The sequence below is a fragment of the Chlorobiota bacterium genome, assembly GCA_016710285.1.
GTDB lineage: Bacteria > Bacteroidota > Ignavibacteria > OLB7 > OLB7 > OLB7.
Map to the genome: position 1 here is coordinate 1,687,904 of JADJXR010000001.1, position 24,927 is coordinate 1,712,830.

The following is a 24,927-nucleotide window of genomic DNA, read 5'->3' on the forward strand; positions in this document are numbered from 1 at the left end:
TCTTGACGTTTTCTTAGCCTATTCCCACTCGATCGTGGCCGGGGGTTTGGAGCTGATGTCGTAGGTGACACGGTTGATTCCGCGAACTTCGTTGATGATGCGATTGGAGCAAAGGGCCAGAACATCGTACGGAAGATGCGCCCAATCAGCCGTCATTCCATCGGTGCTGGTGACCGCACGCAGCGCGCAGACGTTCTCATACGTGCGCTCGTCCCCCATCACCCCAACCGATGAAATCGGCAGCAGCACGGAAAATGCTTGCCAGGTTTCGCGGTACTGGCCCGAGCGGTGAAGCTCTTCCATGAAAATCGCATCGGCCTGGCGAAGGATGTCGCACCGTTCGCGGGTAACTTCGCCCAGCACACGCACTGCAAGCCCAGGCCCGGGGAATGGGTGGCGATAGAGGAACTCATCCGGCAAGCCAAGCTCCTTTCCAACCGCCCGAACCTCATCTTTGAACAGCTCGCGGAACGGCTCAATCAGCTTCAGTTTCATCCGTTCCGGCAGCCCGCCAACGTTGTGGTGCGTTTTAATCGTTACCGATGGCCCCTTGAAGGAGACCGACTCGATAACATCAGGATAGAGAGTCCCCTGCCCCAACCACTCAGCATCGGCAAACTTTTTCGCTTCTTCCTCAAACACTTCGATGAAGGTTGTGCCGATAATTTTCCGCTTCCGCTCCGGGTCGGTTACGCCGACCAGTCGGGAAAGGAAGAGTTCGCTGGCATCCACAAAATCAAGGGGGATGTGGTATTTCTCGCGGAACATCTCCACCACTTGCTGCGATTCCCCAAGCCGCATCAGCCCGTTATCAATGTGGATGCAAAGAACCTGGTCCCCAAGTGCTTCGTGCAGCAACACCGCCAGCACACTAGAGTCCACACCGCCCGAAAGTGCGCAGACTACCCGCCCGCTCCCCACCTTCTCCTTGATCTCCCGCTTTGCTTCTTCAATAAACGCGGTGGCGTTCCATCCGCCCGTCGCGTTGCAGATTCCGTACACAAAATTCTTTAAAACCTGAACGCCGTTGGGGGTATGATGCACCTCTGGGTGGAACTGAACGCCGTAAATGGAACGGGCCACGTTCGCAACGGCACAGATTGGGGCGTTGGAGGTGTGAGCAATCACCTGGAAACCAGCAGGGATTTCCGTCAGCGAGTCGCCATGGCTCATCCAAACAACCGATTGGTCCGGCAGCCCAGCGAACAGTGGGGAATCGGTTCGATCAACTTGCAGGTGGGCGCGCCCAAACTCACGTTTTGCCGAACGGTCCACCGCGCCGCCAAGCTGATAGGCAATCAGCTGCAGGCCGTAGCAGATGCCAAGAATCGGCGTTCCAATGTCGAAAATCCCAGGGTCGGAATGGGGCGCATCTTCACCATACACCGAAGAAGGACCACCAGAAAGAATGATACCGACCGGGGACATCTCGCGAATGGTATCAAGGGGGATGTTGAACGGGTGGATTTCCGCATACACCCCACACTCGCGGACTTTGCGAGCTATCAACTGGGTGTACTGTGAGCCATAATCAAGGATCAGAATGCGTTCGGCATGTGTCACGGAATTGCCTGGGTTCGTCGCTGGTTGCACTGGGAACGATACGCGCCTCCAACACCATTTTTGGGGGAGGCGCGAACGAAAAACAAGCGGCAAAAATAACGAACGATCATCGGCAATCATTCGGTTTTGGTGGTGTTGATGTGTAAAGTTGCTTGCTGCCCACCCCCCGATTGCTTACAACCCCGAACTCCCCGCGATCTCCCCACCGAAGTATATTCGTCCCGCAGAAACATCCTTGTTTGGTTGCGGTATCCATCCGGCTCATCAAATCAACATCTTCCATGCTTGACCTAAAATTCATTCGCGACAACCTTGATCTTGTTCGCCAAAACATTGCCTTCCGCGGCGTTCGCAATGCCGATGCCGATCTGGTTGCAAACCTGTATCAGCAGCGCAATGCGGTGATTCAGCAATTGGAATCGGTGCGGGCTGGACGGAACGAGACCTCGCAAAAAATGAAAGGGAAGCTGGACCCCGAAGAACGCCAAACCTTGATTGAACATGGCAAACAGCTGAAACTTCAGCTGGAGGGTCTTGAGGCCGAGGAGCGGCGGCTGGACGAGGAGCTGATGGCCGCCGCGCGCAACATCCCGAACATGACCCACCCCGCAGTCCCCGCCGGTGGCGAAGCCGACAGCGCGGTGATTGCCACCCATGGCCAGCCAACAACCTTCACCTTCCCCCCGAAAGACCACGTTACCCTGGGGATGGATCTTGGGCTGCTCGATTTTGAAAGCGCCGGAACCGTCACCGGCCAGAAATTCTACTACCTGAAAAATGAGGCGGCGTTGCTGGAGCTTGCCCTGGTGAATTACGCCGTCAGCAAATTGGTGGCGCGTGGCTGGACTCCATATCTAACCCCGGACCTTGCCCGCGCCAGCATCCTTGAGGCAATCGGCTTCAACCCACGTGGCGAGGAAACGCAGGTGTACAGCATTGCCGACACCGATCTTTGTTTGATTGGAACCGCCGAAATCACCCTGGGCGGAATGCTGAAGGACCGCATCCTCCGCAAAGAAGAACTGCCGATTCTGATGGTTGGCTACAGCCACTGCTTCCGCACCGAAGCCGGGGCGCACGGCGCGGCGCAACGCGGGCTGTACCGGGTTCATCAGTTCAGCAAAGTGGAGATGTTCGCCTTCACAACGCCGGAGCAGAGCGAGGCGATGCACCAGCAGATGCTGGATATTGAGATTGAGATATTCACCGAGCTTGGCCTTCCGTTCCACGTGCTGGATGTTGCCGCCGGGGACCTGGGCGGGCCGGCCTACCGGAAGTTCGATATCGAAGCATGGATGCCTTCCAAAAATGGATATGGTGAAGTCACCAGCACCAGCAACTGCACCGACTTCCAATCGCGCCGGCTGATGGTCCGCTACCGCGACGAGAACAACGCCACCCGTTTTGTTCACACCCTGAACGGGACCGCCGTGGCAGTGCCGCGCGCAATCCTTGCCATTTTGGAGAATTACCAACAAGAAGATGGAAGCGTTCTGATCCCAGAAGTGCTGCAACCATTTATGGGCGGGCGGAAGAATATCCTGCCAAAAAACTGAGCAGGGTGAAGCCAGGGGAACAACAGAAATGGGAACAGCCTTTATCTACCATCCCCGATACCTGCTCCACAACGCCGGCATCCCCCACCCCGAACGTCCCGACCGGCTGCGGGCAATTGTGGAGCGGCTGAAAGAATCGGGAGTGTGGGACCAACTCCACCATATCCAGCCGCAACCGGCGGAGCGTGGCTGGGTTGAGCTGATCCACCCACCGGAGTATATCGCCGCGATTGAACTGGCGGCGCGTTCGGCTCCGGCATTTCTGGACCCCGACACCCCGGTCGGCCAGGAATCGTTTGACGTTGCGTTGCTGGCGGTTGGCGGCGCGATTGCCGCTTGCGATGCGGTGATTTCTGGCAAGTGCCACAATGCCTTTGCTGCGGTCCGTCCGCCGGGCCACCACGCCGAACGCGCAACGGCGATGGGGTTCTGCTTGTTCAACAACGTGGCGATTGCGTCGCGGTATCTGCAACAACATCATGGCTTGGCGCGGGTGGCAATTCTGGATTGGGACGTTCATCACGGAAACGGAACCCAGCATATCCTGGAAGATGATCCCAGCATTTTCTACATCAGTATCCACCAGCACCCACTCTACCCGGGAACAGGGCTTCGCACCGAACGGGGAACCGGGCGCGGGGTCGGAACCACGCTCAACATCCCCATTCCTGGTGGTTGCGGCGATAGCGATTATGCCGTAGCATTGAACGAGGTTGAGGAAGCACTTAACCGTTTCCAGCCGGAGTTCCTGCTGGTTTCCGCCGGGTTCGATGCCCATTACCGCGACCCGCTGGCCTCCATGCAACTGACCGCCGATGGCTTCCAGCATCTGGCAAAAAGGGTTGTTCAGCTGGCCCAACTCCACTGCCAGAATCGCTTGGTGATGGTGTTGGAAGGGGGATATGATTTGACAGGCCTATCCACCAGCGTCCAGGCTTGTTTGCAGGAAATGCTGGCGGTTGCGGGGAATGTTGCCCTCTCTTAACAGAAAGAATGTGGATTACAAGGGGAGTTATCCACATCTTTTCCACAAATGGGAATAACTTTCAGTCTGAAACCTCTTCCTGCTCACAGAATATCCAGGGCGTATCCCCTGCCTACCGTTGGGGAAGGGGATGACACAGACCAATCGGTGGTTCGTCTGAACCGCACGAACCATGTTCTTCGCTTATGATGCTTTTACGTTCTTTCCTTTCCGCTATCAGCGTTCTTCTGATAACCGCCGTATTGGCCACCGCCCAGCCGCGCCCCGTGTTGGTGGTGATGACGCAAGGCACAGGCCTTACCACCCAAGTCTGGAACGCAACCGCCACGCCCCCCACCTTCCTTCAGCGGCAGAACGAAGCCGGGGCATATCTAACATTGCTTACGGGAATGCAAGGCTCGTGGCTTAGCGTCCTCTCGTTCGGAAGCCAGTTCGTTGGACCGCAGCAAGTTCGGATGTCGCCGGAGCCGTCGGGGTTGGGGATGCCAGGGTTGTGGGCGCAGGGGTACAGCATCACCGATATCGGTTGGTCCCAGAAAAACTGGGCAGTGGTGGCCAGCAGTGCGGTGGGGTATGGCGAGCAGACGGTGCTTGCAGCAGCAACCTTCCCCGAAGCGGAGATTAAAGCAAAGTTGAGCCAGGGATTTGCCGTCACCTCAATCACCCATGGCGACACCCTTTGGGCCGCCGTCCTTACCCGCAACACCCCCTTCACCAGCCAGATATTTATCACCAGCGTCGGCGATTTTCCCGATGCCGAAATCCAGCAGCGGATGCAAGAAGGATACCGCATCACCGATGCCGGATTTGGCGGCGGTAAATGGGTGATCGTCCTTTCGCAAGGGGGGGATTATGGGCGCCAGGTATATCAAGTGGATAGCAGCTGGAGCGAAGAAGAGACCACGAAGTTCATCAACAGCTACTGGAGCCGTGGGTTCAGCATCACCACTATTGTCAACACCACGCTTTGGCCGTCGTTCGGTTCGGGGAACAACCAGGGGATTCAGGTGCATCTAACCCAGCAAGCCACCCCGGCGGAGGTTGGTTGGTACGACTCCTTCATCCGCGTTAATGCTCCGTCGGAGGATGCCTTCCTTGCTGTGCAAAGGCTTGCCGGGATGTATGTGGAGCAAAAGCAGTGGAAGCAAGCCGCTGATGTTTATCGGAAGTATCAGCATCTGTTCCCCGCAATGAGCGACCGGTTCAACCGCTCCGTCCAAATCTTGGAATCGCCGGAAGAAGACTCTAAAATCCAAGATGCCGGGCTTGGGGTGAACACCCAACGCGGCGGCGAGTACGTTCCGGTCCCCACCGCCGATGGCAATGGATTGTTCTTCACCGGAAGGGAACGCCCCGATGGAGTTGGCGGTGAGGATATCTACTTTTCCACATTGCAAAACGGAGTGTGGGGAAAAGCTCAGTTGGTGAAAGAACTCAGCACCGGGAACAGTGAAGCCACCACAGCGGTTTCCGCCGACGCTAACCAGTTGGTGGTGTTCAGCGCAAGCGCGCCGCAACGCTTTGGCGGCGGCGACCTGTACCTGACCGAGCGCACCCCGAACGGCTGGGGGCCGCTGCAACTTCTTCCCAAACCAATCAACAGCGAGTTTTGGGACAGCGACGGGATGATTACCAGCGACGGCAACGCCATCCTGTTCACCTCCGAACGCCCGGGCGGCGTTGGCCAGTTCCAGCCGAAGGATCGCTATTTCCACGGGGAGACGTGGGGGAACACCGACATCTACGTCTGCCTGAAAACCGCAACCGGATGGAGCAACCCCATCAACCTTGGCCCGACGATTAACACCCCCTTTGCCGAACGGACCCCCTTCCTTCACCCCGACGGAAAGACCCTCTATTTCAGCACATCAGGGAGGGAAGGGTTCGGCACGTTGGATGTGTTCAAAACCACGCGGCTTCGGGAAGATTCTTGGACCGAATGGAGCCCGCCGGTGCATCTTGGAAAATCGTTCAACACCATCGGCTCCGATTGGGGCTACAAAGTAACCACCGATGGCCAGCAAGCCTTCTTCGCCGCCGGGAACACCATCGGGACATCAACATCGGAAGATATTTTTTGGATACCGCTTCCAAAAACCTTGCGGCCCGACCCCGTTGCCACCATCCGTGGCGTTGTCACGGACCCCGCAGGGAAGCCGTTGATTGCCGACATTAAGTGGGAAGATTTGGGGGCGCGGAAAGCGATTGGCCAACTAAAAACCGACCCGCAGAACGGTGTCTACTTTATCACCGTTCCGCTGGGGAAAAACTACGGCTACTATGCCGAGAAAAAAGGCTACTACCCGGTAACGAACAACGTTGACCTGCGGAAAACAAAGGAGGCCGTGAACCTGACCGTCAACATCACCCTTGTTCCCATCAAGGAGGTTGCCGAGGAAGGAATGGCCGTGCGGATCAACAACGTCTTTTTCGACACCGACAAATCCGACCTGAAACCGGAATCCCGCGTGGAGCTGGATCGCCTTGCCGAGCTGATTAAAAGCTATCCAAAAGCCCGGGTGGAGATTGCTGGCTACACCGATAACGTTGCCGGCGATGCCTACAACCAGCAGCTGTCGCAGCGGCGCGCGCAAGCCGTTGTTGACTATCTGATCTCCGCCGGAATTGAGCGCACACGGCTGGTCCCGAAAGGGAACGGCGAGAAGAACCCGGTGGCATCGAACGACACCGATGAGGGCCGCTCGCTCAATCGCCGGGTGGAGTTCCGGTTCTTGAAAAAGTAAGCCACCGAAGCAGCCCCCCCATTGGCCACAAGCAAACGGCTCCGGCAACATTGTTTGCCGGAGCCGTTGTTGTTCAAAGGGTTGAAAAGGGTTGGAATGGGTGCTGCAGGAATAATCAAAAAGCGGCAGGGAATAGTTGGTGGCGGGGAATGCCGCCAATCCACTAACCAGTTTAACTCGTTCGTTTACGCAGTGGCGCGTTGCCGGGGCTGCGCACCGAACAACCATACCAAACTACCATGATGCGCATTACCGAGATCATCCTCTCTATCCTTCTTCTCACCGCCGTTGGGTGCGGCAATGCCGAACGCACGCAAGGGAGCAGCATCGCGCCGCCAACGGGCCAAACCGCACAGCCGGACACCGCCAAGCAAACCGCCCAGCCGGTTCAGAAAGTGGTGAGAAGCGATGAAGAGTGGAAGAAGAGTTTGACCGAGGAGCAATATTTCGTTCTTCGGCAAAAAGGGACCGAGCCGCCGTTCCGCAACAAGTATTGGGATAACCACGACTCCGGCGTGTTCCGGTGCGCGGGGTGCGGGTTGGAGTTGTTCAGCAGCGCGACCAAGTTCAACTCCGGAACGGGGTGGCCAAGTTTCTATCAGCCAATCACGCCGACGGCCGTTGCCAATCACGCCGACGGCAGCCACGGCATGGTCCGCACCGAAGTGGTGTGCGCGCGCTGCGGCGGCCACCCTGGGCCACGTCTTCGACGACGGCCCCCAGCCCACAGGGCTTCGCTACTGCATCAACTCCGCCGCGCTCGAATTCGCCAAACAGTAAAGCAAGGGGAAGAAAGAATCCAGCCGCCACAGAAGGGAAAATTCTGCGGCGGCTGGTGTGTTGTTGATTGCTTTTCTACTCACCTCCGCTTACCGCGCCAGCACCAATTTCTGGACCACGCGGCGTTGGTCAAGCATCAACTCTATCAGATAGGTCCCTGGCTGCAAACCGCTTCCATCGAACTCCACCGCGTAGCGGCCTACCTCCATCCATTGCTCCGGAACTACCTCCGCCACCGGACGACCCAACGGGTCGAACACCCGCACCGCTGCGGTGCCAGAAACCGGAATGCTGAACCGCACTTCCGTCGTCGCCGTGAATGGGTTCGGCTGCGCGGAGATGCGTGCTTCGGCACTGCTGGCCGCGCCTTCACGACGGACCTTCCCGAAGCCACCATCCTCCATCCATCCGTGAAGGTCCACCACCGGATACCTCGGTGCTCCATTCGGATTCCACACCACTGCCGGAATGTTCATCGTGTCGAGCCGCAGCCGCAGGTAGTAGCTCCCTGAAAGAAGATCCAGCACCGAGTCTCCAGACCGCCCATGCTGCGGCGCGGCCATCGTCACCGATCCCGAATCCACCACTGCCACCACCGTGTCGGCCACCGCATCCATTAACTCCAGACGCAACCGAACTCGTGATAGGTTCAGCGTATCAATCACACCGCTAAACTCTCCGCGCAAGGAGAACCCAATCGCAACGCTGTCGTGCGCTTGGAACGCCCCGGTGCGGAACAGCACCGGAACCTGCGGCAAGCTGTCCAACTCCATGTGCTCGTAGCTTGGCAGTGCCGCAAGGTGCAACGGCACCGACACGCTGTCGGTAGCATACCAGAGATCGAACAACGAAGCATGGAACGCACTTTGCGAAGAATCATCCACACTGAAAGCAAGGCTGCGACCATGGGCAAGGTATCCGCTGGGACGGGTTCGGGCAAAGAACTGCCGCGTGGTCCGAAGCACCGTCCCGCCAGTGCCCGATTGGTAGAGAACCGCCTCGCGTGTGGCTTGGTGCTGCGGTGCGCAGGAGGCTTGTGGATAGGTCCCACCGTAGGTGTACAGCGCATCTTTTTTTCGTGCAGAGTCAAGCGGTTCGGTGTAGCGTGCGGTGGTTTGGCGCATTCCTGATCTGTTAGGAGTGGTGTAGGCAATGGAGAAGAAGGCAACGGGGCTGGTGGAGACCGCTGCGGTCAGGTCGTTCAAGGAGCCGACGGTTGCGTTCAAGCCATGCTTATACACCCAATCGGAGGGGCGGGAAGAGGTGCTATTGTATTGCACCAAGTTAAAGGCTCCCCACAGCCACGACTTCTCTTGCGGATCGGTGTAAATGCTTCGCATTCGTAGCACATAGAACAGGTCCCATGCTGTCGAGTATTGTTGGCTAGTATTGATAGTAAACAGGGGTAGATTTTTTTGTTCTAGCGATTGGAAGGTGACCATCTCCTGAAGGCGGCCATAGATGTCCTGGGTTTGGTCAATGCAGGGATTGCGGTAATCGTTGAAGCCGATGGTGTAGCCATCAATTGCCACCGGTCCGTTGGCATTGTTGGCAAAGCGGAAGTTGCGATAGCTCTGCGCCAAAGCTGGTGCGCCACCAACCCCGGGAACCTGCTTCAGCCGTGCGTAGCGAATCTCATAGTTTAATGCAATGGTATCGCCACTATAAGCATCTTTATAATCAACCCGTCGGCTATGAACTTGCTGCCAAACGATGCCACAACTGGAATCTCCTGATCCTTCGTGAGCAAACGCTGGAACTGAAGGATAGAGTGAGTATCCATAGCCACCTTGCTCACCGTTATGCAGTGAGATGCTGTCGTAGCCGGAGTAGGCTCCGGTGATCGGCCAGAGCAACCCCGGTGTGTATTTCCGCACGCGGGCAACAATCCCGGCTGTCGCAGAGCTGTACACGAAAAAGTAGCCATTGGATGTGCGGCAGACGACGGGAGTTCCCCAGACGTTGCGGACATCGTTGCAGGCCACCTTGTTGGGATCGGTTGGGTGATAGTAGGCAACGCGCTCGATGTTCCCAAAGGACCGCGTGCCCAACGACCCAATGCCAATATCGCGAGCATAGACGGCGCGAACAACGTTGCTGTTGGTGTCGCGGACGTGAGCGGTCCATGTGACGGTGACGACGGTGAAGGCTCCGTTGAGTCCGGTTCGGCGGACGGTGAGTGCGGGGTGGAGGTTGTCGGTCAAGAAGTTGCAGGGATCGTCGTAATCCACGGAGTCCTCGATCGGTTCCCAAAGGATGGTCCCGGTTGTGTCCACCGGCAAGGAGCGGCGCAGGAAGACGAAGCTGCTGGAGATTGGCTGTGGGGTCATGTTGGGGCAGTTGACCCAACGGGTGGTGTCCTTGGTATACACGCAGTAGTACCGCCCGTTCACATAGACCATTTTGTGTTGGTTGTTGGTCTGGAGTTTGCCGGCAATGAGGCTTTCATCGGGTTGTTTATAGACGATCTCCAGCAACGCCGCGCCCCCGGGTCGGAGTGCTATCTCGGCATAGCCGTCGGCAGGAATTGTCACCGAGGTGGGTGTTCGCTGCGTGCTTGTTCCTGCTAACGGGGTCAGGTCAGGAGCATACTCCCGAACATGGATGAATTCATACTGGGCAAAGTCCTTCCGCAGCAAATTGAACTTCAGACGGATGCGGCGGTTCTCGGCTAAGGAGTCCATCAGTTGGCCGCGTGCGCTGGTTGGCGAGATGTCGGCGGGACGCTCGAACATCCGGCGGTTGACAACCACAACGTAGTGGGTGTCCTTCTTCGGGTCCGGCTGGCTGCTGGTTTGCCCGGTAAGTTTGTCGAAGAACCCAACCTCCACAAACGTCCGGTGGGTCGAGTCGGGGATGGTGTCGTTGAGTTTGTACGACTTGACCTCGGTGATGATTTCACTGCTTGGCAACGGGCGTGTGATGCTGTCGGCTGGTTCCTCGCTTCCGGGCCACGGAGCCGAGGCATCAGCGCTGTATGCATTTCTCCACGTAAGGTACATTAGCCGTCCACCGATGGTGTCGAACCAATTTTTGTTCAGCCATTGGATCTCGGTCATGATATTGTGGCGACCAACGTACAGGCCCGGAACCAGTAAGTAGCCACCGGTGTTGATCGGGATCGTATCATCGAAGTTATCCTGGAATCCGAACAGATCGTCGCATTTGCGGTTGCCGATGCAACACTGTTGAAAGCGTGCGCCGCTATCAAGATTGTACAGCTTACAATCCCCAAAATTCCACCACGTAATCCCTTTTGCATTCCACGCAAGGCCCAGGTTGGCCATTGCGCGAAGCTCGGCAGCTTCGGGAACATGGCTCATGATCGTGTCCATCAACGTGTCTTCAGGGGTGAGTGGTTTGTTCTTCCGGAAGTCCATGCTGCGAATGGTCCCGACATACTGCACCATCCGAATCCGACGGTCGCGACAGATCAACGCTCCTTGCGAAAGATGCGACAACGCGTTCCCCGAAAATGGAAACTGGTCATCGCCAGGAAGCTGCCACGCAAAGGCACGCCCCAACATCATCCGCTGGATGCTCGATTCATAGTTCTCAATTCCCGTGTCCGAAACGTTCGTCTCGGGAATGGTGAACCGCCCTCCGTTGTGCTCGCCGATTGCTGGGACCGCCTCGTGCGGGACCGTGAAGAGATTCGACATCGGCTTCCACGTGGTGAAGTTTCCGAACATCGAATCAACGTCGAAAGGGTTGTTGAAGTAGGTCTCGATGGTGTGTTCGCGCTGGTCGCTCATCTCATACCAATGGGCGTTGGGGTTATCCTTGACGTTTATGGCCGCAACGCTGTCGCTGGCCGTAGCGTGTGGGGCCTTGTTGAAGGTCTCACGAATCAGCCGGTCCATGGCGATGTAGCCGGCGTAGGCACTGGGGTGGTTTTCGTGCCCGACCTCCAAGCGGAAGATAGCGGGATGGAGCGGTGCGGTTGGCGCAGCGGTTGGGGAGCCTTGCAGGATGCGCCGTGCCTCGCGGATCAGGCTGTCGCGGAAGGTGATGCTGTTTTGGGACTTGCCCAGCACAAGCTCGCCCAGTGAATCGCGGAAGGCGACGGAGCGGAGAGCAGCTTTTTCGGCACCGGTCCAATAGACGCGAATGTCAAGGGCTTGCTCACGCCCGCTGGGTTGGCTTGGGTGCAGCGGACCTGGGCCGTTATCGTGTGGCCTCCAGTAAAGGTCTGTCCGGTGGGAAATCTCGCGGTAGCGTTGCCGAGGGAATGTGTCAGCCAAGAGCTCTCCCCGAGTGACGGCGAAGCTATCCACAAGGATATCAAGGCCGGAAATTCCGGCTGAGTCAACGGTACGGTAAGGTTGTCGCGTAGATAGTGGTCGCTTGGCCCCAGCTGATGATAGACTGCCACACGGAAGACCACTGCCGCATTATTGTTGCTGCTGTTTAATGAGTCAAAGAGATGTCCGGTCAGGACAATGTACGCGCATCGTGAAGGGTCTTCTTTGGTGTGCTGTTCGGCCAAGAGCTTCTTGTTTTTCTGGAACGTTCGCGCACTGAGGCTTGCCGCGTTGATGGCGATCGTTGAGGCGATCTCTCCAAGATCACTGCTGAGGCTATACACTTGCTCCCGGACTTTCCTTTCACTGAAGTTCGTATCAGTTGTTCCTTTCGACTTCACAAGGAATTTCGATGGCCAGAGGGTGGCTTGGACGCTGTCGAAGGGATAGAAGACAACCTCCCGACCAAAGCCCGCAAGGAATGCTTGCGGAGGACCAATCGGGAAAAACCGTCGTCCGGTGTGCCACCATTGGTCGGAGGTGTCAAGTAACACCCCCAAGGGATTGCTTGGCAGGGGTGGGAAGAGGTTTCCAAGGATCGGGATGGTAACTCCCATGGAATCCATGAATGGCCAGATGGCATCGGGATCGCTGTGGGAAGGACTCTCGTAGCCACCAATCCAATACTCGTACTGGCCGATGTTGTAGGCAGGCTTGATCGGCTGTGCGGTGGCGTTTGCGCAGGCAAGCAGGAGCATGGCAATGGATAGGAGTGCCGCGCTTGCTGTGGTTGTTCTGAGCGTCGTCGTCGTCATGGTCGGAGTCTCCTATGAAGAAGAGGATTATCGTCGTGCTCCCGCTCGCGACGAAGGGAGGGATAGTGGTGCGGGAGTAGTTATGGCTGCATCAAGATCATCGTTGTTTGTTAGAGTTACTTGCCGGTAGCCGGTAGCCGCCCCGACCTCCGTCGGGATTGATAAAAGGTCTTTAGCCTTCGGTTACTACATTCTCAATGGCTGCATCAAAATCATCGTTGTTTGTTGAAGAGTTTACTGGCAATGGCCGCCCCATTCCGGTCATACAACGTAAGGAAGTACGTCCCATCAGCCACCGCATCGGCGTGCCAAACGGCAGCCCCAACCGAAGGATCGGTGGTTCCGCTGGCAACAAGCCTTCCGGTAAGATCGTGGATGGCAATGCGAGCTGGCGGAAGGTTCAACCCTCCATGCCAAGCGATGTTGAGTTGGTCACGCACAGGGTTTGGCCAGAGTGAGATAGCGTTGGACTTTCCCTCTGCTGGGAGTTGTTGAACATCCACAGAGGGATCATCGTTGGGGATGTAAGGACCGCCAGCAAGGATGATGGCAATGCCTTGATCGAATCCCCACCAATTGGGGTCAGCTACCAACAGATCGCTCCATCCGTCCCCGTTGCAATCGGCCAGTGGAACGACATGTTGGAAGCTGTTGCCTGCAATCATGCCATCGCTATGGGTGCTGTAGAAGGCATCATAGGTGGTGTTGACTCCCGCGGGTCCACCGCTAAAGAGTCGGAGTTCGGAGGATGCGAATCGGTCTTGCCCTGGCCGCACAAGTGCGATCATGTCGAAGCGGTGGTTGGAGTTATTGAGCGGACCGGCATTGAATCGGACGAAGAAGTCAGGGCTTTGGAGTTGTTGATCGGCATCGTCAACCTGGAAGGATCGGGAGCGGAAGTTTTTGCCGGAAGCGGATCGGAAGAGGTAATTGCCATTGACGAGGATGTCGGCAATGGAATCGCCATCGGAATCGAGAGAGGTGATGCCATTGGAGAACCATGGGAAGCCGGGGAGTGAAGGGATAACGCGATCGGGAGTAGAGTTCCAGTTCCACGGCGAGCCATCGCGTCCGTACCAGATTTTGAGTTTTGGATTGCCCCCATACCCAGCCCCCGTCACCATATCTAACCGCCGGTCTCCATCCACATCAGCAATCACTGTGCTGTGGTTCGATAGCCCGCCACCGTTGTCGTTCTCGTCCCCAATCTTCATGGTCGGCGCGGTGGTCGTGAAGTTCGGTCCCCCCTCATAAATCCAGATTTCCGGGTAGCTACACGAACGAGTCAAGATCAGCTCGTCGTCGCCATCGTTGTCAAGATCGCGAGCAAAAACATCACGTGGGCAGAATTGGATGTGAGTGTTGAGGATGAACGCTGGGGTATCAGCAATGGTTCCTTTGCTGAGAGGGAAAAGGAGGAGTCGAAGGAAGCAGATTTGGTTGGTGTCGCAGGTGTCGCGTGCAATCCAGAGCATTTTTCGTGAATCTCCCCAGAAGGAGCCAATGCCCGGGGTAAGCGGGGAAGTGCTGAATCCTATAGTTTGCCAGATGGGCGTAGTATCGGGAGCTGGTTTGTTGCTTGGGAAGAGTTTCCAGAGGGGAGATTTGCCGAAGTGGATGAGGAAATCATCAAGGGAATCTCCGGTAACATCAGGGATCGCAGCGGCCCCATCCCCGACCATCCCACCAGCATTGGGCCCAGTAGTCTCGCCGCGAATCATCCAGATTTTGCGAAGGAGAACGGCGTTGGGATTGGGGATAATGGTATCGGAGGCTTGGGCGTGGAGTAGTGGGCTTGCTGTGGCAAGCAGGAGCAGGAGAACGATGGTGGTTTTGGTGTTCATGGTAATCTCCAAGTAATGCTATTCGTGCTGAGGGTACACAACGGAGGATAACTGCAATAGCCATCACTGCAGGATCATTCTTGCTTGCTAAACAGCCTGCTGGCCACAACCACCCCATTGCGGTCGTACAGCGTAAGGAAGTACGTCCCATCAGCCACCGCATCAGCGTGCCAAACGGCTGCCCCCACCGAAGGATCGGTGGTTCCGCTGGCAACAAGCCTTCCGGTAAGATCGTGGATGGCAATGCGAGCTGGCGGAAGGCTCAGCCCTCCATGCCAAGCGATGTTGAGTTGATCGCGAACAGGGTTCGGCCAGAGTGAAATAGCGTTGGACTTCCCCTCTGCTGGGAGTTGCTCAACATCTACGGTAGGGTCATCGTGTGGAATGTAGGGACCACCAGCAAGGATGACAGCAATGCCTTGATCGAAACCCCACCAATCTGGGTCATTGACCAACAGATCACTCCATCCGTCCCCGTTGCAATCGGCCAGTGGTCGCATGGCATAGAAGATGTTGGGTTGAATCGCTTCGGAGTACCAAGCCTCGTTGGTGAGGTCGGGTCCATTGCGTGATCCGGAGAAGAGGAGCAAGGCAGGATCAATGCCGATAGCGGGAAGCATATCGAATCGTTTGGTTGGGTCATTCATGGTTCCGACGGCATCTCGGACAAAGTAGGTAGAGCTATGCAGGATGAGATCAGCATCGTCGAGTGCGAAGGAACGGTTACGGAAGGATTTGCCGGAGGAGGAGAGGAAGAGGTAGATACCGGCGTTGTCTCCGAGGTGAATATTTCCGGCGAAGTCAAGCAAGGAATCGCCATCGTAGTTGGCATAGATGAGTTTGGTTCCGATGGGGAGATTGCTTGAGAGATGGATAACGCGATCGGGAGTAGAGTTCCAGTTCCATGGCGAGCCATCGCGTCCGTACCAGATTTTGAGTTTTGGTCCAGATGGGTATCCACATCCAATGACCATGTCGAGGAAGTGGTCGCCATCAAAGTCGGCGAATACGGTGCTGTAAGGATGGTCATCGTTTTCGTCTGGGTCAACGATGATCTTGGTGGGCTGGTTGACTTGGAAGTCGGGACCTCCCTTGAAGAACCAGAGTTCTGCATTGGTGCTCCGCTGCTTGTTCCGCAGCGTGACTTCTGCAGTAAGAACTAATTCATCGCCGGTCTCCTGATCAAGGTTGATGATATAGCCTGTAGTAGGAGCGATGTTAACAGGAGGGTTCATGGTTTGTAAAGGGTCCAAGGTGTCGCTTGGTATCGGTTCAATGATTCCGTTGGTGATCGAGAAGATGTACAAGCGGTATCGTTCGGGGGAATCGTGGAAGCGATGTTGCCCGAGGCAAAGGAATTGCTGGTTGCCTCCTTTGAGGTTACCAAAGAGGGGATATGCGGGTCGCGGTGGTGAGGTAGAATCGCCAGTAAAGGTCCAAAAGGGGATGGTATCGGGGTAAGGGTATCGTCCGAGGTAGACTCTCCATTGATCGGCTTTGCCAACGCGAACGACAAATTCGCTAAGGGAATCATTGTTGATATCGGGAAGAGCCCCAGCGGCTTGGCCAACAGCGGTATAGGCATTGGGTCCGGTAGTCTCGCCGCGAATCATCCAGATTTTGCGAAGGAGTACGGCGTTGGGATTGGGGAGGATGGTGTCGGAGGATTGGGCGTGGAGTAGTGTGCTTGTTGTGGCAAGCAGGAGCAGAAGAACGATGGTGGTTTTGGTGTTCATAATTGATCTCCGAAACAGGCTTCAAGTTCGCAGGAACTTACGCGAATGGTTGCTCTTGATAAAGACACTGATCGGGGTAAAAGTTCTCACCTCACCAAGGAAAAACTTTCGTGATGAAAATAGAGATGTAAAGCATCCCGTACAAGGGTTCCATCCCCCTTCCGCCTACTTTTTTTCATGCAGCAAGTACGGCGGCCTCTACAACGTCCCAGCGGGCATGATCGCTCTGCTGACATTGTGTTCGGACAACGATTGCGCCATTACCGCCTTCAGCACAATCTCACGCAAGAACAACTGGCATGGAGCATCGGCATGAGCCGTGTCTTTATCTCGGAACTGGAGCGTGGTATCCGTGAACCGAGTTTGGGAACAATCCTTCGCCTTGCCGGTGCCTTAGGGATTTCCTCTGCAACGCTGCTGGCGGAGGTGGAGAGCATCCTTTCCGAGCGGCGATAGTTCCGAGTTCTACTTGGCGTAGTTCCACTGCCGCAGCAACCTTCGCATCTCTCGCCGCCCCATTGCCTCACCAAGAACAGGTTCACCAAGCCAGTTGGTGATGCTCTTGCGTTGGTCCTCATCACCCAACACCGATTCCAACACCTCGACGAAGTCTTGCCGATACTGAACGCTCTGGGTTCTGGAACCGATCATCATCTCGGCAATGGAGTCACGGATGGCAACCGAGCGGAGGGCGACCTTCTCCCCTCCCTGGTAATAGACCTTGATGTTGAATTGCCTGTACTCCGACGAATCATGCAGGACGTGGCGCAATGGTCCGCTCATGCATCCATCACACCGGTCAAGGTCTATCGGAAATGAGACCGTGCGGTACTCATTGTAGTTCTGACCTGTAGGGAGCAGATCCGCTTTGGTGACGTAGAAGGTGTGGTAGAGGAGGGCTTGGTTGAAGGTGTCGCTTTGTGGTATTGAGTCTCCGATTGGAATGTAAGGAACCCCTTGGTTGATCTCGTTCCAAAGCTCGATGCGGAAGAGATTGGTAGTTGAACTGGCTGAGCCAAATGGGAAGAGATGCCCGGTAAGAGCGATATAGTAGGTTTGCCCGATAGGGTCGAAGGAGAGCTGCCAGCGGTTGATAAGGCTGTCGGGCGAGACGGCCCTCCAGCTGGTGTCGGTTGGGACGATCCTGTAGGGGTAGATGTGTGCCGGACGGTAGTTGTAGGCAATGTCCCCCAACGCCAACGTCCCCGCGTCGGCTGTGTCGTAGATCGCTTCGCGTGGGGCGTTCGGACCTTGAGCATATTCTGGGTTGAACGCTACTGCGTCATCATCATAGCTAAGGGCAACGCACTCGTTGTATCCCCACTTTCGGGACTGCGAGCTGTCGAAGGGATAGAACTCAATCTCGCGAGCACTGGTGGCTTCGATGATCTTCCAGGAATCGGCAACAATCACCCGTCCGTTCTGCGGGCGATTCGTTGCCAACAGGAAGCTGTCGAACTGCTGGCGGTAGAAGTGCGAATTGCAGAGGATGACGGTGCTGATGCCGAGCGAGGCATAGAAGTCCCACAGCTCCGTTACCGGACGGTTGTTGTTGTAGTAGTACTTGTAGGAACCAATCAAGAACTCGGATTCCCCGACCCCATAGGGTTTCTTGATGGTTGGGATGGTGGTGTCCATCCATTGGCGATACTGCGCGTGGGCGGTGGCGGTTGCCATCAACAGCAGCAGCGCAAGGGTTGTGCAGCGGTGGCGAATCGGCGGTTGTGTTCGATCGTGTCTCATCACTCCTCCGTGAACGATTATGAAATGGTTGGTTCTGCAGTCTCACCGGTGCGGTGAAGAGACATCCTGCAGAGCGAAGTGGAAGACAAGGGATAGGATGGTATCCGCAAGGTTGGTGGGTATCCATCCGAATGGGTACGATGCTGGGGGTTGTGGTCATGGGTATCTATTGAAGGATGATCGTGGCCGAGGCAATGAGGGCACCGGAAGCATCGAGTGTGGAGAGGATGTAGGTCCCTGATGGTGTATTGCCTCGGTTCCAGACGACGGAACCGAGTGCGGGGTTGGCGTTTCCACGGGCAAGGAGTCGCCCGTTGATGTCATGGAGTTCGAAGCGATGAGGCATGGGGTGAAGGTCACCTCTCCATGCAATGGTGAGGCGATCGTGGACGGGGTTCGGCCAGAGTGAGATGGCGTTGGGTTTACCAGCGATGGGGAGTTGTTGGACGCTGACAGAGGGATCATCGGTGGGGATGTAGGGACCACCGGCAAGGACAATGGCGATGCCTTGATCCACGAATGCTCCCCAACGTTCATTGGCTCCCAAGTAATCGTTCCATCCATCCCCGGTAACATCCTGGAGAGCTTGGGCTCGTGCAAAAAGGCTTTCGTCGTCATCAGGAAACCATGCATCGTAGGTGCGGTTGGGTCCGGTTGATCCACCGGAGAGAGCAAGCAATGCTGGCCCGCGATGGGGACCAATGCCAGTAAGCGGGAGCATATCGTAGCGTTGGGAAGAATCGTTGAGTGCTCCGATGGCTGGAAGGCGACCGTAGACGGTATGAAAGACAACATCGGCATCGTCGTAGTCATAGGAACGGGAGGTCATAGGTTTGCCGGATCGGCTGAGATAGAGATAGATGCCGATGTTTTGGCCGGTAAAGACTTTGCCGACGACATCGGCAATGGAATCGCCATCAAGGTTGATGAAGAATGGAGGGGTAGTAATGGCAATGCCGTTGTTAGGGAGGAGGAGGATTTCGCGATCGGGATTTCTGTTAGCCCAGGAGTACGGTGAATCGTGATCGCTGAAATAGAATTTGAGTCTGGCTCCACCGGCTTGGCGAGCACCGATGACCATGTCAAGTTTCTGGTCTCCATCCAAATGCACAAAACTCACGTTGAGACTTCCTTGCTCGGCACTGGAGTCCCGGATAATAACGGTTGGTTCTTCCACTTGAAACTCACGTCCCCCCTTGCAGATGGCTATTTCTGTCAGAGTGTTCTCACAGCCGCTGACGACGCACAAATCAAGGGTGTCATCATTGTTCAGATCGGCTGCACGGAGGAAGCGAAAACATAGGCGTTTGCTTCCGATGGTTTTTCGTTGAGAGAGACCTTCAGCACTACAGTTGTATTGATACGGCGTTGAATAGAGTTTCGGAACATTATTTGGGTATTCCCAGTGATAACGCATAGCAATCAAGCGTATGGAATCAGAGGCATCAAATCGTCCAGCAACGGGCAAATCAGCAATAGAATCAATGGCAGCAAAAGAGGTGCGTTCAGGCTGTGGGGCAGCACCTTTATAGAGGCGTAAGCCACCGAATTCTTCAAGGAACTGGACGGCGAACTCATTGATGGAATCGCCGGTGAGATCGGGGAGGCGTGCAGCTTGGTATCCGACCTTATCATGGTGGAGGGGTCGTCCGGTAACTTCCCAGACCTTGCGAAGCTGAGCAGCTTGTGGGTTGGGGATAATGGTATCGGAGGATTGAGCGTGGAGTAGTGGGCTTGTTGCGGCAAGCAGGAGAAGGAGAACGATGGTGGTTTTGGTGTTCATGGTAATCTCCAAGTAATGCTTTCGTGCTGAAGGTACACAACGGAGGATAACTGCAATAGCCATTACTGCGGGATCATTCTTGCTTGCTAAACAGCCTGCTGGCTACAACCGCCCCATTGCGGTCATACAACGTAAGGAAGTACGTCCCATCAGCCACCGCATCAGCGTGCCAAACGGCTGCCCCAACCGAGGGGTCGGTGGTTCCGCTGGCAACAAGCCTTCCGGTAAGATCGTGGATGGCAATGCGAGCTGGCGGCAAACTCAACCCTCCATGCCAAGCGATGTTGAGTTGGTCACGCACAGGGTTCGGCCAGAGTGAAATGGCGTTGGACTTTCCCTCCGCTGGGAGTTGTTCAACATCCACAGAGGGATTATCGTTGGGGATGTAAGGACCGCCAGCAAGGATGATGGCAATGCCTTGATCGAAACCCCACCACTTGGGGTCAGCTACCAACAGATCGCTCCATCCGTCCCCGTTGCAATCGGCCAGTGGAACGACATGTTGGAAGCTGTTGCCTGCAATCATGCCATCGCTATGGGTGCTGTAGAAGGCATCATAGGTGGTATTGACTCCCGCATCACCGCTAAAGAGTCGGAGTTCGGAGGATGCGAATCGGTCTTGCCCTTGCCGCACAAGTGCGATCATGTCGAAGCGGTGGTTGGAGTTATTGAGCGGACCGGCATTGAATCGGACGAAGAAGTCAGGGCTTTGGAGTTGTTGATCGGCATCGTCAACCTGGAAGGATCGGGAGCGGAAGTTTTTGCCGGAAGCGGATCGGAAGAGGTAATTGCCATTGACGAGGATGTCGGCGATGGAATCGCCATCGGAATCGAGAGAGGTGATGCCATTGGAGAACCATGGGAAGCCGGGGAGTGAAGGGATAACGCGATCGGGAGTAGAGTTCCAGTTCCATGGCGAGCCATCGCGTCCGTACCAGATTTTGAGTTTTGGTCCAGATGGGTATCCACATCCAATGACCATGTCGAGGAAGTGGTCGCCATCAAAGTCGGCGAAGGCGGTGCTGTAAGCCCGATCATCGTTTTCGTCTGGGTCAACGATGATCTTGGTGGGCTGGTTGACTTGGAAGTCGGGACCCCCCTTGAAGAACCAGAGTTCTGCGTTGGTGCTCCGCTGCTTGTTCCGCAGCGTGACTTCTGCAGTAAGAACTAATTCATCGCCGGTCTCCTGATCGAGGTTGATGATATAGCCTGTAGTAGGAGCGATGTTAACAGGAGGGTTCATGGTTTGTAAAGGGTCCAAGGTGTCGCTTGGTATCGGTTCAATGATTCCGTTGGTGACCGAGAAGATGTACAAGCGGTATCGTTCGGGAGAATCATGGAAGCGATGTTGCCCGAGGCAAAGGAATTGCTGGTTGTCTCCTTTGAGGTTACCGAAGAGGGGATATGCGGGTCGCGGTGGTGAAGTCGAATCGCCAGTAAAGGTCCAGAAGGGGATGGTATCGGGGTAGGGGTATCGTCCGAGGTAGATTCTCCATTGATCTGCTTTGCCAACACGAACGACAAATTCGCTAAGGGAATCGCCGTTGAGATCAGGGATTGCGCCAGCAGCCTCTCCAACAGAGGTATAGGCATTGGGACCGGTAGTCTCGCCGCGAATCATCCAGATTTTGCGAAGGAGTACGGCGTTGGGATTGGGGAGGATGGTGTCGCTGGCTTGGGCGTGGAGGGTGGTGCTTGCTGTGGCAAGCAGGAGAAGTACCAGAATGATATAGGAGAGTTTCATTGATAGCCTCAATGGGATAGTCTGTGAAGTGCGGAGAACTTACTGACCATTGGTGTTCCATCCTATGCAAAACTGCTCAACGAGGCTTGCAGAACAAAGCTGTGAGCAATATACAATTCTATGGCTATAGCCGTCAAGCCCTTCTTTCTCTTCCCCGATACTTTCGGCTATGCCCAAGCCGAAGCAGCAGAACTCCAGCAAACTCCCGATTCGGGATCCGGCGACGTTTGCTGCCTTCGGAACTGCGTTGCGTCGCTTCCGACACCAACGCCAGCTTACGCAAGAACAGCTTGCATGGAACTCTGGAATTGATCGCACCTTTATCTCTGAATTGGAGTTAGGGAAGAAGGAGCCTGGGTTAGTGACGATTTTCATTCTTGCCGGTGCCTTAGGGATTTCCTCTGCAACGCTGCTGGCGGAGGTGGAGAGCATCCTTTCCGAGCGGCGATAGTCCCGTGTTGTGCTTCCTTCGACTGCTACGTAATCACCATCATTCTTGCTTGCTAAACAGCCTGCTGGCTACAACCACCCCATTGCGGTCATACAGCGTGAGGAAGTACGTCCCATCAGCCACCGCATCAGCGTGCCAAATGGCTGCCCCAACCGAAGGGTCGGTGGCTCCGCTGGCAACAAGCCTTCCAGTAAGGTCGTGGATGGCAATGCGAGCTGGCGGCAAACTCAGCCCTCCATGCCAAGCGATGTTGAGTTGGTCACGCACAGGGTTTGGCCAGAGTGAGATGGCATTGGACTTCCCCTCTGCTGGGAGTTGCTGAACATCCACGGTAGGGTCATCGTGTGGAATGTAAGGGCCACCAGCAAGGATGACAGCAATGCCTTGATCGAACCCCCACCAATCTGGGTCATTGACCAACAGATCACTCCATCCGTCCCCGTTGCAATCGGCCAGTGGTCGCATGGCATAGAAGATGTTGGGTTGAATCGCTTCGGAGTACCAAGCCTCGTTGGTGAGGTCGGCCCATTGCGTGATCCGGAGAAGAGGAGCAAGGCAGGATCAATGCCGATAGCGGGAAGCATATCGAATCGTTTGGTTGGGTCGTTCATGGTTCCGACGGCATCTCGGACAAAGTAGGTAGAGCTATGCAAGATGAGATCAGCATCGTCGAGTGCGAAGGAACGGTTACGGAAGGATTTGCCGGAGGAGGAGAGGAAGAGGTAGATACCGGCGTTGTCTCCGAGGTGAATATTTCCGGCGAAGTCAAGCAAGGAATCGCCATCGTAGTTGGCATAGATGAGTTTGGTTCCGATGGGGAGATTGCTTGAGAGATGGATAACGCGATCGGGAGTAGAGTTCCAGTTCCATGGCGAGCCATCGCGTCCGTACCAGATTTTGAGTTTTGGATTGCCCCCATACCCAGCCCCCGTCACCATATCTAACCGCCGGTCTCCATCCACATCAGCAATTACTGTGCTGTGGTTCGATAGCTCGTTGTCGTTCTCGTCCCCAATTTTCATGGTCGGCGCGGTGGTCGTGAAGTTCGGTCCCCCCTCATAAATCCAGATTTCCGGGTAGCTGCACGAACGAGTCAAGATCAGCTCGTCGTCGCCATCGTTGTCAAGATCGCGAGCAAAAACATCACGTGGGCAGAATTGGATGTGAGTGTTGAGGATGAACGCTGGGGTGTCAGCAATGGTTCCTTTGATGAGAGGGAAAAGGAGGAGTCGAAGGAAGCAGATTTGGTTGGTGTCGCAGGTATCGCGTGCAATCCAGAGCATTTTTCGTGAGTCTCCCCAGAAGGAGCCAATGCCCGGGGTAAGCGGGTAAGTGCTGAATCCTATGGTTTGCCAGATGGGCGTAGTATCGGGAGCCAAATTATTGCTTGGGAAGAGTTTCCAGAGGGGAGATTTACCGAAGTGGATGAGGAAATCATCAAGGGAATCTCCGGTAACATCAGGGATCGCAGCGGCCCCATCCCCGACCATCCCACCAGCATTGGGCCCAGTAGTCTCGCCGCGAATCATCCAGATTTTGCGAAGGAGGACGGCGTTGGGATTGGGGAGGATGGTGTCGCTGGCTTGGGCGTGGAGTAGTGGGCTTGCTGTGGCAAGCAGGAAGATGGCCAGAAGGATAGCAAGAGGGTTCATCATGGTGTCGGTATCGTGAGTGGAGTAAGCATCCTACCGCTTCGGCGTTCCCTTTGGCAGCATTGGCCACGTTGTTTCTTCGGCCCGATTCTCCTCAACATCCAGCGGCAATCCCCGCTCCTGGCGAATGTATTTCACCATTAACTCCAACAACCACCGCGCCGTGGTCCGCTGCTGGCATTGCCCACCTTGCGTCTGCAGAATCTCATCCACCACTCTCCCAACCCTCTGGTTTGGTTCCGCCGCCACGCGTTCTTCTATCCAACCAATCAACGATTCGCGCCACGTGCGCCAGTGCTGCTCATGGCTACGAATCACCTGCCCCAGGCTGTCCCGAAACCCGATGGAATGGAGCCCAATCCGCTCGCCACCACCCCACTTCACGGTGATCCCCGCTTGGTCCGGACCTTGCGCGGTGGCGGCGGCATCGGCCCACCAGCGTGGCAGCGGAATGGCCAGCTCGCGGTAACGGCTGTACGCCTGCCCGGGCCGCGGCTGAAGCTCCCGCTTCCGCAGTTGCAGCAGTGTGTCGCCCGCTTCCGGGTGCTGTGGGCTGGGCTTCCGCTGCAACCGGATTTCCACCAGCACGGAACTGTCGAACGCCGGGCCAACCGTGAAAAGATGGCCACGAACAATCAAGAAGTGCGGGGTTCGCCCCTGAAGGCCGCTTCCGCGAAGCCCTTCGGCAATCACCATGTGGGGAAGGGTGCTGTCCAGCTCGGAGTAGATTCGCTCCTGCAAAGGGTAGCCGTTGTTGGCCCGCTCCTCGTGGTTGTTGTCGGATGTTCCTCCGGCACGTGTGGCAAACCGCAGCGGGCAGTCGGCGGATTCAACGGAGTCGAAGAAATAGACCTCAAGATCAAGCCCTGACCCGCTTGGGCGCACCCACCCACGCAAGCTGCCGGATGCAGGTGATCCAGATGGAGATAATGACGATTGCCCCGCAACCGTTGGCGGCACAACCAGAACCGCCAGCAACAGCGCGGCACGCAGAAAGATGTTGAACGAGCGGCAAAGGCGGGAAGGGGCGATGGTGTTGAGCGGTGTGTTGAACATGGCGTTGAGCATGATGTTGAACGATTGGATGGTAGAGATGGAAGAACCATTGGCAAGATAGCAACGGCGGTCATTGCTCCGGTTCGGTTGCTGGATGCGTTGAACAACCTCCGCAATCCTTGCAATAAAGACACCGTTCGGGGGGAAAGTTCTCACCCGCCAAAGAATAAAAAAACGCGCCAGCCGCCGCAGATCCGTTCTGCGGCGGCTGGCGCGTTTGGCAGCCATCCC

The 24,927-nt window shown here is 56.0% G+C and carries 15 protein-coding genes and 1 pseudogene; 6 read left to right on the forward strand and 10 right to left on the reverse strand.

The window, feature by feature from the left end:
• Nucleotides 1–18 precede the first annotated feature (18 nt).
• Nucleotides 19–1,683 (reverse strand): glutamine-hydrolyzing GMP synthase, encoded by a 1,665-nt coding sequence (gene guaA, locus IPM61_05975; GenBank protein ID MBK8910859.1) that lies wholly within the window; start codon nt 1,681–1,683, stop codon nt 19–21.
• Between the two features lie 161 nt (nt 1,684–1,844).
• Between guaA and serS the strand changes: the two genes are divergently transcribed.
• From serS to msrB, 4 genes and pseudogenes are all read left to right on the forward strand, one after another.
• Nucleotides 1,845–3,119 carry a serine--tRNA ligase gene (gene serS / locus IPM61_05980; protein MBK8910860.1) on the forward strand — a complete coding sequence of 425 codons (1,275 nt, stop codon included), beginning with the start codon at nt 1,845–1,847 and terminating at the stop codon, nt 3,117–3,119.
• 28 nt (nt 3,120–3,147) lie between these two features.
• Nucleotides 3,148–4,104, forward strand: a complete 957-nt coding sequence (locus tag IPM61_05985; protein ID MBK8910861.1) for a histone deacetylase — start codon at nt 3,148–3,150, stop codon at nt 4,102–4,104.
• 188 nt (nt 4,105–4,292) lie between these two features.
• On the forward strand, nt 4,293–6,848 hold the full coding sequence (locus IPM61_05990) for an OmpA family protein (protein MBK8910862.1): 2,556 nt from the start codon (nt 4,293–4,295) through the stop codon (nt 6,846–6,848).
• A 242-nt stretch (nt 6,849–7,090) separates the two neighbouring features.
• Nucleotides 7,091–7,628, forward strand: a pseudogene (gene msrB / locus IPM61_05995) (peptide-methionine (R)-S-oxide reductase MsrB).
• Between the two features lie 89 nt (nt 7,629–7,717).
• Here msrB and IPM61_06000 read toward each other — a convergent pair.
• The 3 genes from IPM61_06000 to IPM61_06010 form a co-directional block, all read right to left on the reverse strand.
• Nucleotides 7,718–11,872: a T9SS type A sorting domain-containing protein gene (locus IPM61_06000; protein MBK8910863.1), complete on the reverse strand. Its 4,155-nt coding sequence runs from the start codon at nt 11,870–11,872 to the stop codon at nt 7,718–7,720.
• A 1,027-nt stretch (nt 11,873–12,899) separates the two neighbouring features.
• Entirely contained in the window at nt 12,900–14,531 is a 1,632-nt protein-coding gene (locus tag IPM61_06005; protein MBK8910864.1) for a T9SS type A sorting domain-containing protein, read from the reverse strand.
• A gap of 74 nt (nt 14,532–14,605) precedes the next feature.
• Nucleotides 14,606–16,267: a T9SS type A sorting domain-containing protein gene (locus IPM61_06010; protein MBK8910865.1), complete on the reverse strand. Its 1,662-nt coding sequence runs from the start codon at nt 16,265–16,267 to the stop codon at nt 14,606–14,608.
• A gap of 177 nt (nt 16,268–16,444) precedes the next feature.
• On the opposite strand from IPM61_06010, the gene IPM61_06015 reads away from it, so the two are divergent.
• Nucleotides 16,445–16,723 (forward strand): helix-turn-helix transcriptional regulator, encoded by a 279-nt coding sequence (locus IPM61_06015; protein ID MBK8910866.1) that lies wholly within the window; start codon nt 16,445–16,447, stop codon nt 16,721–16,723.
• A 9-nt stretch (nt 16,724–16,732) separates the two neighbouring features.
• Here IPM61_06015 and IPM61_06020 read toward each other — a convergent pair whose 3' ends face one another.
• The 3 genes from IPM61_06020 to IPM61_06030 all read right to left on the reverse strand — a co-directional run bounded on the left by IPM61_06020 (nt 16,733) and on the right by IPM61_06030 (nt 21,537).
• Nucleotides 16,733–18,010, reverse strand: coding sequence for a hypothetical protein (locus IPM61_06020; GenBank protein ID MBK8910867.1), 1,278 nt, complete (start codon nt 18,008–18,010; stop codon nt 16,733–16,735).
• 166 nt (nt 18,011–18,176) lie between these two features.
• Nucleotides 18,177–19,793, reverse strand: a complete 1,617-nt coding sequence (locus IPM61_06025) for a hypothetical protein (GenBank protein MBK8910868.1) — start codon at nt 19,791–19,793, stop codon at nt 18,177–18,179.
• 73 nt (nt 19,794–19,866) lie between these two features.
• On the reverse strand, nt 19,867–21,537 hold the full coding sequence (locus IPM61_06030; protein MBK8910869.1) for a T9SS type A sorting domain-containing protein: 1,671 nt from the start codon (nt 21,535–21,537) through the stop codon (nt 19,867–19,869).
• Between the two features lie 169 nt (nt 21,538–21,706).
• On the opposite strand from IPM61_06030, the gene IPM61_06035 reads away from it, so the two are divergent.
• Nucleotides 21,707–21,988, forward strand: a complete 282-nt coding sequence (locus IPM61_06035) for a helix-turn-helix transcriptional regulator (protein ID MBK8910870.1) — start codon at nt 21,707–21,709, stop codon at nt 21,986–21,988.
• A 39-nt stretch (nt 21,989–22,027) separates the two neighbouring features.
• On the opposite strand, the gene IPM61_06040 is transcribed toward IPM61_06035, so the two are convergent.
• From IPM61_06040 to IPM61_06050, 3 genes are read right to left on the reverse strand one after another with little or no spacing between them, the layout of a single operon-like run.
• Nucleotides 22,028–22,255: a T9SS type A sorting domain-containing protein gene (locus IPM61_06040; GenBank protein ID MBK8910871.1), complete on the reverse strand. Its 228-nt coding sequence runs from the start codon at nt 22,253–22,255 to the stop codon at nt 22,028–22,030.
• Nucleotides 22,216–23,643, reverse strand: coding sequence for a VCBS repeat-containing protein (locus IPM61_06045; protein MBK8910872.1), 1,428 nt, complete (start codon nt 23,641–23,643; stop codon nt 22,216–22,218). The genes IPM61_06040 and IPM61_06045 overlap by 40 nt, the downstream gene beginning before the upstream one ends.
• A 30-nt stretch (nt 23,644–23,673) precedes the next feature.
• Nucleotides 23,674–24,924 carry a hypothetical protein gene (locus IPM61_06050; GenBank protein ID MBK8910873.1) on the reverse strand — a complete coding sequence of 417 codons (1,251 nt, stop codon included), beginning with the start codon at nt 24,922–24,924 and terminating at the stop codon, nt 23,674–23,676.
• Nucleotides 24,925–24,927 lie beyond the last annotated feature (3 nt).